General features: G+C 72.4%; 11 protein-coding genes. 3 read left to right on the plus strand and 8 right to left on the minus strand.

Annotated elements, in window-relative coordinates:
- Positions 1-32 precede the first annotated feature (32 nt).
- Positions 33-1,589, minus strand: coding sequence for a protein phosphatase 2C domain-containing protein (locus tag ACZ562_RS03330; RefSeq protein ID WP_471173664.1), 1,557 nt, complete (start codon positions 1,587-1,589; stop codon positions 33-35).
- A 189-nt stretch (positions 1,590-1,778) separates the two neighbouring features.
- Here ACZ562_RS03330 and ACZ562_RS03335 point away from each other — a divergent pair, with 189 nt between their 5' ends.
- Positions 1,779-2,261 carry a DUF456 domain-containing protein gene (locus ACZ562_RS03335; RefSeq protein ID WP_471173666.1) on the plus strand — a complete coding sequence of 161 codons (483 nt, stop codon included), beginning with the start codon at positions 1,779-1,781 and terminating at the stop codon, positions 2,259-2,261.
- Between the two features lie 49 nt (positions 2,262-2,310).
- Here ACZ562_RS03335 and ACZ562_RS03340 read toward each other — a convergent pair whose 3' ends face one another.
- The 3 genes from ACZ562_RS03340 to rsgA all read right to left on the minus strand — a co-directional run bounded on the left by ACZ562_RS03340 (position 2,311) and on the right by rsgA (position 5,740).
- Positions 2,311-2,847 (minus strand): methylated-DNA--[protein]-cysteine S-methyltransferase, encoded by a 537-nt coding sequence (locus ACZ562_RS03340; protein WP_471173668.1) that lies wholly within the window; start codon positions 2,845-2,847, stop codon positions 2,311-2,313.
- Positions 2,847-4,250 carry a bifunctional transcriptional activator/DNA repair enzyme AdaA gene (locus ACZ562_RS03345; RefSeq protein ID WP_471173987.1) on the minus strand — a complete coding sequence of 468 codons (1,404 nt, stop codon included), beginning with the start codon at positions 4,248-4,250 and terminating at the stop codon, positions 2,847-2,849. Before ACZ562_RS03345 ends, ACZ562_RS03340 begins: the two co-directional genes overlap by 1 nt.
- Positions 4,251-4,627: 377 nt before the next feature.
- Positions 4,628-5,740 carry a ribosome small subunit-dependent GTPase A gene (gene rsgA / locus ACZ562_RS03350; protein ID WP_471173670.1) on the minus strand — a complete coding sequence of 371 codons (1,113 nt, stop codon included), beginning with the start codon at positions 5,738-5,740 and terminating at the stop codon, positions 4,628-4,630.
- Positions 5,741-6,093: 353 nt separating this feature from the next.
- On the opposite strand from rsgA, the gene ACZ562_RS03355 reads away from it, so the two are divergent.
- Both ACZ562_RS03355 and ACZ562_RS03360 read left to right on the plus strand, forming a co-directional pair.
- Positions 6,094-6,228, plus strand: coding sequence for a hypothetical protein (locus ACZ562_RS03355; RefSeq protein WP_471173672.1), 135 nt, complete (start codon positions 6,094-6,096; stop codon positions 6,226-6,228).
- 275 nt (positions 6,229-6,503) lie between these two features.
- Positions 6,504-8,123, plus strand: a complete 1,620-nt coding sequence (locus tag ACZ562_RS03360; protein WP_471173989.1) for a serine/threonine-protein kinase — start codon at positions 6,504-6,506, stop codon at positions 8,121-8,123.
- Positions 8,124-8,144: 21 nt separating this feature from the next.
- Here ACZ562_RS03360 and ACZ562_RS03365 read toward each other — a convergent pair whose 3' ends face one another.
- The 4 genes from ACZ562_RS03365 to ACZ562_RS03380 all read right to left on the minus strand — a co-directional run bounded on the left by ACZ562_RS03365 (position 8,145) and on the right by ACZ562_RS03380 (position 12,436).
- Positions 8,145-8,735 (minus strand): DUF3060 domain-containing protein, encoded by a 591-nt coding sequence (locus ACZ562_RS03365; protein ID WP_471173675.1) that lies wholly within the window; start codon positions 8,733-8,735, stop codon positions 8,145-8,147.
- 290 nt (positions 8,736-9,025) lie between these two features.
- On the minus strand, positions 9,026-9,931 hold the full coding sequence (locus ACZ562_RS03370) for a sensor histidine kinase (RefSeq protein WP_471173677.1): 906 nt from the start codon (positions 9,929-9,931) through the stop codon (positions 9,026-9,028).
- Positions 9,928-10,656 carry a response regulator transcription factor gene (locus ACZ562_RS03375; RefSeq protein WP_471173680.1) on the minus strand — a complete coding sequence of 243 codons (729 nt, stop codon included), beginning with the start codon at positions 10,654-10,656 and terminating at the stop codon, positions 9,928-9,930. The genes ACZ562_RS03370 and ACZ562_RS03375 overlap by 4 nt, the downstream gene beginning before the upstream one ends.
- A 268-nt stretch (positions 10,657-10,924) precedes the next feature.
- Positions 10,925-12,436, minus strand: a complete 1,512-nt coding sequence (locus ACZ562_RS03380) for a cellulose binding domain-containing protein (RefSeq protein ID WP_471173682.1) — start codon at positions 12,434-12,436, stop codon at positions 10,925-10,927.
- Between the last annotated feature and the right edge of the window lie 54 nt (positions 12,437-12,490).

Consider the following 12,490-nt stretch of genomic DNA (forward strand, 5'->3'; position numbering starts at 1 on the left):
CGTACATGCGGGTGAATCCACAGCCTGCGCCGTCACGCCTCCCAGACGGCCGCGGCCGTACGGTCGTCCGCGTACCCCTTGACCCTGATCTGGACGTCGGCGAGGTACGCGGCGAGACCCGGCGGGGCGTGTCCGGACCACCGGCCTGTCAGGTAGCCGCACAGTTCGGGCTCGCCGCGCAGGGGCTCGGCCAGGCCGCCCGTGCACATCAGGAGCGTGTCACCCGGGCGGGCGACGGAGGCGCGGAAACGGAAGGGTTCGCGGAGCGGCTCGGGGGCGGGCTCGTACGGGCTCGGAGGCGTCGGGATGCCCAGGTCCATGGTGAGCCGGTCCCCCTCGGGGGTCTCGGCGGGCAGTGAGCCGAAGCCGACGACCGGCTCGCCGGTGACGTCGGCGACGCGCGGTTCGATGTCCTGCCATTCGCCGTCGCGCAGCCGGAACAGTCCGCCCGTGCCGACACCGAAGAACACGCGGATACGGCAGTCGGGATCGGCGGGCAGCAGCAGGCACCGCAGGGTGGCCGCGTACTCCTCGGGGTCGATGCCCTGTTCCGCGGCGCTGGCTCGGAGTCTGCCGAGGCTGCGGTCGGTGAGGCGGTGCAGACCGGACTTCAGGTCGCCCCTGCGGCCGGACCTGATGTCCTCGGCGAGCCGGGCGTGGCTGCGGCCCACGGCCCGGCCGATCCACTGACAGGCCTCGGCGGCCGCGCGGTGCGCCCCCGGCGTGGCCCGCGCTCCGGTCGCCATCGCGACCAGGACCAACGCCTGGTCGCCTGCGCCGAATCGGGCGGTGAGCAGGGAGTCCCGTCGCGGCTCGCCCCTGAACCGTGCGGAGTCCCCCCGTACGGAGACGGCCCGCAGCGTGCACGCCCCGTACCGGGCGCCGTCGAGCACGGTGTCGGCGACGAGGCCGTCCAGGTCGTCGGGGTCGGCGGGCGGCAGCGCGGTGGGTTCGGCGTCGTAGGTGGGCGGCCCGGTCCCGACGTAGTCGGCGGCCGCCGCGGGGAGCGTGGGGACGTCCACGCGGGTGGCCGTGCGGATCCCCTCGCCGGTGAGCGTGGGCGCGGGGGCGGTGCCCGGCGGACCCCCCTGCGCGGCGGGGCCGGCTTCCGCGGCCTCCGCGGCGTCGGCGATGGCGTCGCGGCGGGAGTCGGCTCCTCCGTCGGGGACGGCCGCGCCGGCCGGCCGGGCGGGCGTGGCAGGCGGCGGCGGTGTGCCGGGGGGCATCCGGGAGGCGGGGACCGTCGTGACCGGCGTCTCCGTGGACGGACCGCCGCCGGTCCCGGAGGTCGTACGCCCCTCGGGTGCCCGTTCGACGAATCCCGGGGGGACCGGTCCGGGAGGGAAGGTCGCCGTGCCGCCCGGTGGCGTGGGCGGAGGAGGCTCCCAGGGTGCGCGCTGCGGCGCGAGCTCCGCGCCGCGCGGCACGTCGGCCGCGGACTCCTCGTCCACGGCCCCCACGGCGGACGCGAAGCGGTCGTCGAGTGAGTCGGGCGCGGCCGTGGGCCCGGTGTCCTCGGTGGAGTCGTCGTACAGCTGGCCCCACCAGTCGTCCTCGTGACCGGTGGGCCTTCCCCCCTGTTGGCTCATGCCCCCAATTGTCCACCGCACGGGCCGGTTGAAAACGGGGCATCCGGAAAATCCGGCTGGGCGCTCCGCGTCGGACGACGTGCCGGCCGCAACGGGCCGCCTGCGCACGAGCGGGAGCAGGTTGCCCGGCGGCGACCCGTGTGACCTGGCTGACCTGCGCTTTCTTCTGCACTCCGGCACTCTGGTCAGATGGGAGTGTGGGACCTCCTGCTGGTCGGCCTGGTCCTCCTGCTCGGCCTGTGCGGAGTACTTGTACCCGGGCTGCCGGGGTCATGGCTCGTGTGGGCCGCGGTTCTGTGGTGGGCGCTGAAGGATCCGCGGCCCGTCGCCTGGTGGGTTCTGGTCGGTACGACCGTCGCACTGCTCCTCTCCCAGGTGGTGCGCTGGGCGCTGCCGCCCCGTCGGCTGCGCATGAGCGGCGCGACTCCCCGGATGGCGGTGTACGCCGGGGTGGGCGCGCTCCTCGGCTTCTTCCTCATACCCGTGCTCGGCGCCATCCCGGGTTTCATCGGCGGCGTCTATCTCTCCGAACGGCTCCGGCTCGGCGGCCACCGGGAGGCGGTCGCCGCCACACGGACGGCGATGCACTCCGGCGGCTCCAGCGTGCTGGCGGAACTGTTCACCTGCCTGCTGATCATGGGTGCGTGGATGGGCGCGGTGTTCTGGGGCTGAGGCTGGGCCGCGGCCGGCGGAGAGCGGCGGCCGGGGGACGCCTCCGAGGTCAGCGTCTGCGCGTCTGGAGGACGCCCTCCAGAGTCAGCAGCGTCGTCTTGCGCTCCAGCCCGCCCGCGTACCCGGTCAGTGAACCGTCGGCCCCGATCACCCGGTGGCACGGTCGGACGATCAGCAGCGGGTTGGCACCGATCGCGCCGCCCACGGCCCGTACGGCGGCCCTGGGGGCTCCGATCCGGGCCGCGATCTCGCCGTACGTCGTGGTGCCGCCGTACGGGACGGAGTCGAGGGCATCCCACACCCGCTCGCGGAACTCCGTGCCGGACGGCCGCAACTCCAGCCGGAACTCCTTGAGTTCACCGGCGAAGTAGGCGGCGAGCTGTTCCTCGGCCGCTCGGAAGGGTCCAGGGTCGTGCCGCCAGCCGTCCTGGACGCTGCGGCCGCCCTTCTGACCGGGCACGGAGACCGAGGTCAGGGAGCCGGACGGGTCGGCGGTGAGGAGGAGCGGGCCGAGCGGGCTGTCGACGCTCGCCCAGTACGTCACGGTCATGCCGGTCATAGGGGTCGTGCGGGTCGTGCGGGTCATCACAGCTCCAACTCCCCTGCTGCACGCAGGTGTTGCCATGCGTAGGAGCGCCACGGGCGCCAGGTGTCGGGGACGTCCACGCCGGGCGGGGCGACGTCCGGGTCGCCGAGGGCGCGGACGCGGACGGCGGCGACCGTGCGGGCGTCCATGCCCGGCAGGGCGAGCAGCGCGTGCTGCGCGTCGTCCCGGTCGGCGCCCGGGTCCAGCCGTACGGCGCCGTCGGCGAGGGCTGCGGTGAGCGCGCCCAGGGGGCCGTCCGGCTCGGCTTCGGCGAGGACGGCCGGTTCGGGGAAGACGTGGGTGAGGCTGCCGGCGGGGGCGTCCAGCGCCTTGCCGTAGCGCCCGGCCAGCCGCTCGGCCCCGGCCCGGCCGACCAGTGCCCGTACCGCAAGTTCCTCGGGATCGAAGGCACCCGGCGAGCGCAGTCCGGGCCGGGCGGCGACCAGCGGGGCGAGCCGTGCGTCCGCGCCGAGCCGCTCGTCGACGGCGTACGGGTCGGCGTCGAGGTCGAACAGCCGCCGCAGCCGCCCGACGGCGGTGGTCAGATCGCGGGGGTCGGTGAGCTGGAGGCGGGCGTCGAGCCAGCCGCCGGGGTGGGCGGCGCCGGGCGCCGCCCGCTGGGTACCGGGCCGCTCGTCGACGGCGACGATGCCGGTGCCGTGGGGCAGCCGGACCGTACGGCGGTATGTGCGCCGGCCCGGCGGCCCGCTCATGTCCTCCACGCCGGGCACGGCCTCCGCCGCGAGCAGGTCGAAGACCGCGCCGGCCTGGTACGGCCCTCGGTGCGCGAGCCGCAGCGGGATCCCCGCGGACGGGGCGTCCGCCCGCCGGGAAGCCCGTCCGCCGCGCGGTGCGGCGGCCCGCAGCTCGCGCGGCGTCGAGGCGTACACGGCCCGGATCGTGTCGTTGAACTGCCGCACGCTGGCGAACCCCGACGCGAAGGCGATCTCGGTGACCGCCAGGCCGGTGGTCTGAAGGAGGACGCGCGCGGTGTGCGCCCGCTGGGCCCGGGCGAGGGCTACGGGTCCCGCGCCCAGCTCGGCGGTGAGCTGCCGCTGCACCTGCCGGGCGCTGTAGCCCAGCCGCGCGGCGAGGCCGGCCACGCCTTCCCGGTCGACGACGCCGTCGCCGATCAGACGCATGGCCCGCCCCACCGCGTCGGCCCGCACGTTCCAGTCCGCCGATCCCGGCACGGCGTCGGGCCGGCACCGCCGGCAGGCCCGGAAACCCGAGCCCTGCGCGGCGGCGGCCGTCGCGAAGAACCGCACGTTGCGCCGCTTCGGCGTCACCGCCGGGCAGCTGGGCCGGCAGTAGATCCCGGTCGTCTCGACGGCGAAGAAGAACTCCCCGTCAAACCGGGCGTCCCTGCTCCGCACCGCCTCGTACCTGGTGTCTTCGTCCATCACGCGTTCCAGTCTCCGCCGTGGGCGAGGGTGCTGCTAGCGGAAAACGGACACGGCGTTGGCGCCGGCGTCGCGTGGGGTACCCGTCGGCGTCGGCAAGGTGCCGCGCCCATGTCGGCCGGCTGAACCCCGGCGCCGGAGTCGTCGAGCGGGCTGAGCCCTTCCGAAGGTGGCCCAGGAGAGCGGCGTGCAGACCCGCGCCGGGCCTCTCGTGTGCGGCGGCTACGCCCGGGGCCGGCGATTCACACCACGGGGACCTCGCCGCTTTGCGTGCGGCTCGCCTTGGACCGATTCGGCAAGGGGCGGGGAAGCGTAAGCAGCGCGCGGCGAGCCGGACTTTCCAGGGTCCGGCTCGCCGCGCGCTGCAACTACGGCGGCTACGGACGCCTACGTCCCCGCTTCGTCTCCATCGCCGCCCGGCCCTCCGCCCCCTTCCGCCAGTCCATCCGATCCCGCTTCCAGTCCTTGCGAATCTCGGCCCGGAGCCGCGCATCGGTCTTCGCGACGATCCACCGGTTCTCCCGCAGCAGCTTGCGGTAGCTGTCCAACCGCCGCTCGGGCAGCTCACCGGCGTCGATCGCGGCCAGCACCGCGCACCCCGGCTCCGCATCGTGCGCACAGTCGTGGAAACGGCAGTCCGCCGCCAGTTCCTCGATCTCGGAGAAGACCTGACCGACCCCGCTCCCGGCGTCCCAGAGCCCGACGCCCCGGAGCCCGGGCGTGTCGATCAGCACGCCGCCGCCCGGCAGGGCGAGGAGGTTGCGCGTGGTGGTCGTGTGGCGTCCCTTTCCGTCCACGTCCCGCGTGGCCCGGACGTCCATCACGTCTTCGCCGAGCAGCGCGTTCGCGAGCGTCGACTTGCCCGCTCCGGACTGCCCGAGCAGTACGGACGTACCGCCGGACACGACAGCGGCGAGCGCGTCGAGCCCGTCCCCGTCCACGGCGCTGACCGGCAGCACCGGCACGCCCGGCGCCGACGTCTCCACGTCCTGCACGAGATGCCCGAGCGTGGCCGCGTCCGGCACGAGGTCGGCCTTGGTGAGGACGACGACGGGCTGCGCCCCGGACTCCCAGGCGAGGGCCAGGAAGCGTTCGACACGGCCGAGGTCGAGTTCGGCGGCCAGTGACACGGCGACGACCGCATGGTCGACGTTGGCGGCGAGGATCTGCCCCTCGGACCGCTTCGAGGAGGTGGAGCGCACGAAGGCGGTACGGCGCGGCAGACACGTTCGTACGTAGCGCGGGTTCCCACCGGCTTCGAGGGCGACCCAGTCGCCGGTGCACACGACCCGAAGCGGGTCGTGCGGAGTGACGAACGCCGTGTCGGCCCGCACGAGCCCGCCGGCGGTGATCACGTCACACTGCCCGCGGTCGACCCGGACGACGCGTCCGGGCAGCAGCCCCTCGGGCTCGTGGGGGGCGAACTCGTCCGCCCATGCCTCGTCCCAGCCGTAGGGAGCGAGAGCGGAGAAAACTGAGGTGGAAGTCAAGGGAAACCCTTCACAAGGGCGGCCCCGGCAGCGCGCGCACGGGCGCGGAAGGATGTCGAGGTGTCAGCCGGAGGCCACGGAGGTGGACTTGTCGAACTCCTGGATGCGGGCAGCGCCCATCACAGAGACAGCCATCGGTTCACACCTCCCGTTCCTCACTCGGCCGGCAGCAGGGCCAACAGCCACTGCGAGAAGCGGTCCTCACCCTAGAGGCGCGCACATTCGGGCGCCACCGTTTTTCTGGCAGGGTCACAGGCCGTACCGGCCAAGGAGCCGCATCAGGTTCCGCTTGCGTTTCTGGCCGGCCCGCAGAGCGGCGAGGTACGTGTTTCGGCCGCGGCCCGCCGGGCGGCGTGAACGTCCCCGCCGTCGAGCAGCGCATCGGCCAGGACCGGGCCGCCGTACCAGGACCGCTGCCGCTGCCCGGCGTCGGGGAGCTGCTGCGCACGCTCGCCGCGCGGCAGCGGCCTTGCCGCCGTGCGGCCTGACGGCGGTTCGGGCCTCCCGACCATGCGGTTCCTCAGCCAGGCCTTGATGCGGCGGGCGACGATCGGCGGATGATGACAGGCGTCTGGTAGCCGGTCAAGAGCACACCGAGCCATACATGTAAGGTGCGTACGACTTCACCCGATCTTCCTGGATGAGATGCCGGATGCCGTCCCTGGCGGGTGATGGCGGGCGGGTATTTGTTCAAGGCTGTTGCGGTGCGCTTCAGTTGGCGGGAGAGGTGGGAATGGACGAACTCATGCCGGGTGATCCCAGCATGGTGGGGCCATACCGTTTGCTGGGTCGACTCGGATCCGGGGGCATGGGCAGGGTCTTCCTGGGGCGTTCGGCGCAAGGACGGACCGTGGCCGTCAAGCTCGTGCACGCCGAACTCGCGCGGGATCCGGAGTTCAGGCAGAGGTTCCAGCGAGAGGTGCAGGCGGCCAGCCGGGTCGTGGGGGAATGGACCGCCGCGGTGGTGGCAGCGGACACCGACGCTGCCGTTCCGTGGGCGGCCACGACCTACATCCCCGCATTGTCTTTGCAGGAGGCGGTGCAGCGACACAAGCGCTTGCCGGAGGAGTCCGTGTGGGCCCTGGCCTTCGGACTGGCGCGGGCCCTGGAGGCAATCCACGGCTGCGGCCTGGTGCACCGGGATCTCAAACCGTCGAACGTGCTGCTCGGCCTTGACGGGCCCCGAGTGATCGACTTCGGAATCGCGCGCGCCGTGGACGGCGACCAGCTCACCCGCACCGGGATGGTGGTGGGAACCCCGGGCTTCATCTCCCCCGAACAGGTGAACGGGGAGCCCATCACAGGTGCCAGCGACATCTTCTGCCTCGGCTCGGTCATCGTCTTTGCCGCCACCGGACGTTCCCCGTTCCTCCAAGCCGGAAGCGGAGCCGCGGCGGCACTGTTCGCCGTCGTTTCACAGCCGCCCCGCCTCGACGGCCTGAACGGGCCTCTGCGCGAAGTCGCAGAGGCATGCCTTGTCCGGGAGGCCGCCCAGCGCCCGACTCCCGCACGCATTGCTCAGATGGCCGAGTCCGCCGGCTACGACCGTTCGCGCCCCTGGCTGCCTCCGGAGCTCCTCGACCACGTCGGCCGGCACGCGGGGCGCCTGCTCGACGTGGAAACACCGTCTCCGACAGCACTGGTCGACGCAGGGCAGCCAGCTCCCCGGCCGGGTCACACCGCCGCTCCCGGGGCGGTCGGCCCGATCGACGCACCCGCGCTCTCTCCTCACCACAGTCCTGTCCCGACCTCGCCCAGCGGCCTCTCGACACCACAGCGGCAACGGCGATGGCCGCTGCTTCTGACGGCAGCCGCTGTTGCCCCGGTGATCGTCCTGGCTCCGAGGATGGTGAGCGGCACACTCGACCAGGCAGAGGGAACCTCACGGCCGACGCCGTCCACCGCCTCCCCCTCCGCATCCACCTCCACCTCCACCTCCGCGTCCACGTCCGCCTCCGCCTCCGCCTCCGCCTCCGCCTCCGCATCCACCTCGGCATCCACGTCCGCCTCTGCCTCCGCATCGGCCTCCGCGTCTGCATCCGCCTCCGCCTCCGCCAGCACCGAGCCCGTCTCGTCAGCGTTCCGCTACGAGGGCACCTGGCAAGGAACCGTGACAGAGGGAGACAACAACTACCCAGTGACAGCCGTATACACGGGAGGCAAGGTCGGGGACACCGTCGCCACCGTCGACTACCCGACTTGCAGCGGCCATTGGGTGCTCGTCTCCCAGACCGACCAGGCCTCGGTGGTGAAGGAGCAGATCACCGAAGGCACATCCAACTGCGTTGACGTACGGATCACCCTCACACCGTCCGAGGACGGAACGCTGCACTACTCCTTCGAGTCCAATCAGAACGGGCAGAGCACTCTTCGGCGTGACTGATTCCCGCCGATGGGCCGGGAATCACTCCTGTACGGCCACTTCCATTTCCTCGTACTGTGCCGAGCTGACCCGGGTAACCTCGTTGAGCGCGCCTGCGTCGTTCACTTCGGGCGCCTCTCCGCGGGCGGCACGGACCCAGTACACGGCGTTGCCCTCTCCCTCCAGGGACACCGCGCCCACGGTTCTCACCGCCGCTTCATTGAGCTCGCTACTGACGTTGATGGCTTCAGCGGACTCGACCACGATCGAGTTGGAGGTGCCGCTGACGGTGATCGTTCCGCAGTCGCCCTTCAGCATCAGGCTCAACAAGTCGCCCTCGACGGAGACATCGCGGCCGGTGCAGTCAGCGGAGTGGCTTGCCTGGGTGCCCTTGAACCGGAGCCGCTTGGCGTTGGAGGGGGCGGGGGCGGACGAGGTCGGCGCGTCGGTTCGGGTTTGCGCGTCAGCGTCGGTGGCGGGCTTGTCGCCGCTTCCGGTGTCCGCCGTCTGCGACGTCCCGGGCTCCGACGCCTTCTTCTCCTTTTCCGGAGTGCTCACGTCGACGGAGCAACCGACCGTGGTCGCGAGTGCCAGGGCCATGACGGTGGCGGGCAACAGCTTGGATATGGACATGGAGATGCCTTTCCTTTGTTTCGTGGGGACTCGGGAGGGACGTTCGGATACGTCCGTCTCCTGTTGATCAGAAGCCTAGGAACGCGCTGTCGCATCGCGGTGGCCGCGATGTGCCGGATCTGCGACACGTCGTTCCGAGGTGGCGACATGTGAGGTCGAGCCGGGTAATGCCCCGTACCTGACCACCGCGGACTGATTCCGCCCATTGGGGAGTTCCGCCGCAGGGCTGCCGGCCACGCTCCTCCCCGCCTTCCTCCACCAGGCGTTCACGCGGCGGGAGGCCCGGCCGATCACGCCAGCGGCAGGCGCAGCCGGACCACGGTGCCGGCCCCCCGGCGGCTGCGGATCTCGCAGTCCCCGTTGTGCCGCGCGACCACGGCCTGCACGAGCGCCAGCCCCACCCCGCTGCCCGGGATGTCCCGCACTTCGCTGCCCCGTACCAGTTCGTCCCACACGCCCGGCAGTTCATCGGCTGGGATACCCTGGCCCGTATCGGCCACCTCGACCACGACGTGCGCGCTCTCCTCGTAGGCGCGCAGCTCGATGGAACACCCCGGCTCGCTGTACTTGACCGCGTTGGCAACAAGATTGTGCAGGGCCAGTTCCAGCAGGTCCGCGTCACCGGGTGGCTGCGGCAGCGGCCAGGGGACGTCCGACACGCTGAGGGTGACCTTCCGCCCGTCGCCGCCCGGTAGTTCCTGGGCGGTTTCCCCGGCAGCCTCGAGCAACTCTGCGAGCGGCACCGGAACGCGTTCCATCGGCTGGTCCTCGATGGCCGCCAGCTTGCGCAGGTCTCCGGTGATCCGGACCATCCGCAGCACCTGCTCCTCCACACGCTGCGCGGTGGCGCGGGAATCCTCGTCCATGCCCTCCGCGGCAGAGATGTTGGCCAGTCCGACCCGGATCGCGGTCAGCGGGTTCTTCAGTTCGTGATCGAGGTGCCGCACGAATCGCCGGTGCTCGTCCCTGGCCTCCTCCCGCAGGCGTTCGCGCAGCCGCTCAGTACGCTGCTTCACCACGGCGACGGCCGCCGCCACCAATGCTGCGGCGGTGGCCAGTACCGCGCTGCCCAGCGCCAGGGCGAACCGCAGATGCACGGTCACATTGCCCAGCAGCAGTGCGACGACTGCGGTGAGCGCACAGCCGGCTGCCGGCACCGCGGCCAAGGGCAGCCAGCGGCGTCTCGGTACCCTCACGCTCCGGCCTCGACGGGTGCGATGAAACGGTATCCCTGACCGGTGACGGTCTCTATCCACCGCGGTACGGCCGGATCGTCCCCCAGCACACGGCGCAGCTCGGCGACCCGATTGTCCACGGCGCGTGTGGTGCTGGCGGTCTCCCAGCCCCACAGAACCTCCAGCAGGCGCTCCCTGGCGAGCAGTTCGCCCGGGTGGGTCAAGAGATGGTCCAGCAGCGCGGCGGCCTTGGGGGTCAGTATCAGCTCCCGGTCCGCGAGCCATGCGCGGCGGGCCGTACGATCCACCCGCAGCTCTCCGGCACGCAGGGTCTTCGAGGCGCCGAGCGGAGGCTGCCCGCGACGGGTGCGGCGCAGCACCGCGCGCATCCGGGCGGTGAGTTCATAGGGGTCGAAGGGCTTGTTCAGGTAGTCGTCGGCGCCTTCCTCCAGCGCCATCGCACGCTCGCCGGCCTCGCCCACCTGGGTCAGCAGGATGACGGGCAGCCAGTTCTCCGATCTGCGGACCCGCCGCAGGACCTCTCGGCCGTCCAGCACGGGCATCTGCACATCGAGCAGAACAAGGTCCGGCCCCGGCACCGCGATGGCGCACCGCAGAGCGGCCCCGCCGTCGTGGGCCACCTCCACGGCGAAGCCGGAACGCTCCAGCAACGGGGCGAGCTGGGCCGTGATCGCTTCGTCGTCGTCGGCCAGCAGGACCCGCGGCCGCTCTTCCTCGCCTGTCACTTTCTCGTTTCCTCAGCGGTTACCACCCGATGGCCGGTGCCGTCCCGCGTCCGAACGGCCGCCGGAGGCAGAGGCGTGCGCCGACCCCCGTCCGTGGACCGCCGCCCGCGCGACCAGGCGCAAGAGTGGCAGATCAGACGACCCAGGACATCAGTACAACTACTCAATTTCTCTACCCGGAACGGCGCCCTGGGTGGCGCGCTGAAGGTGTCTCTCGTGGCAGGACAGGCCGAGGAAGGCCGCGGTGAGGCAGCCGGGCGACGCGTTCTCAGTTCGAGCAACCGCTCCCGTTCAGCGTGAAGTCGTACGGCGGCGAGTTCCTGCCCCGCCATGACGCCACGAAGCCGAAGGCGACGGAGCCGTTCGCGGGGACGGCCTTGTCGTAGTCGGCCGCGGTGGCGGTGACGCGGGAGTCGTTCTGGGTGAAGCGCGCGTCCCACATCTGGTTGACCTTCTGGTCGTCCCGGAAGGTCCAGGCGACGCGCCAGTTCTCGAGGGCCCGTTCGGTGGTGACGGTGACGGTGGCCTGGAAGCCGTCGGGCCACTGGTTGACGAGCTCGTACCGGACCTTGCAGACCGCCTGCTCGCTCTCGCCGGGCTCGGGTCCGCCGCCTCCGGCCTTGCCCGGGGAGGTGCCATGGGGTTCCGGGTCGGAGTTCTCCCCGTCGGACGTCGAAGAAGCACTCGACTCGGACGTCGAGGAGGCGGTCGGCCGGCGGCCGGGCGACGACTTCGGCGAGTCGGACGGCAGCGGATCGGCGGACGGTACGGGCGCGCCCGGGTCGGCCACCGGCTGCCGGTCGGCCGAGTCGCCGGGGGCCGCGGAGCCGGTGCTGTCGCCCGCTTCACCGAAGGGCATCAGCGAGACGGCGAGCGCCAGCAGGGAGACGAGGACGGCCGCGACGAGGAGGCCGTTGCGCAGGACGCGCGCCTTGTACGCGCCCGGGTTCGGCTCCCCGCCGGAGGCGTCGGCCGGTTCGGGGCGGCCGGCGCCGAGGCGCACCTCGGCCGCCCGGCGGCGGCGCTCCAGATAGGCGAGGCCGCCCCAGCCGACCACACCGCCGGCGAGGGCCCCGGGCAGTCCGCCTCCCTGCAGCCGCAGGCAGGCGGCCGCCTCCGCGCAGTCCACGCAGCGGGCCAGGTGGCGGGAGAGGTCCTGCGGGGTGTCGGCGGCGGGCGACCGGGTGACGGCGTCGAGCAGCCGGGCGTAGCCGCGGCACTGCGCGGCCATCGGCGTGTCGAGATGGTTGCGGTGGCAGCGGTCCCGGAACAGGCCGCGCACCTGCGTGAGTTCGTCGGCCACGGCGGCGGGGTCGTGGCCGAGCCGGCGGGCGACCACGGGCAGCGGCAGCGCCTCGACCTCGACCAGCCACAGCAGCGCCGCGTCCGGTTCCTGCAGATCGCGCAGGCCGCGCAGGGCGAGCGGGCGCTGCAGGGGCGGTTTGGTGTAGCGGGCGGCCTTGTCGGAGTGGAGCCACAACCGCAGTTCGGGGTCGAGCCGGTGCCCTTGACCGTGGTCCTCCCAGTCCGCCGCCGTGTTGCGGACGGCGGTCAGCAGCAGGGGGATCATGGGCAGGCGGGCCGGGCGGCGGCCGGCACCCCGCGACGGGACGGCCTCGGCGCGGGCCTCGCGCATACCGAGGGAGAACGCCTCGGTGGCCAGCTGTGTGGCGGCCTCGGAACCGGCCGTGCACAGATCGGCGTAGGAGAGCACGGCGTCCCAGCACTCCGAGAACAGAGCGGCCTCGGCGGCGTCCTGGGGGGTCGGCAGGTCGGGCATGAGCTCCTGCATCCACAAGCGAAGGCGACTCGCCATACTGGCAGAGGAGTTGGG

It is taken from the genome of Streptomyces sp. NPDC040410, from assembly GCF_055595715.1.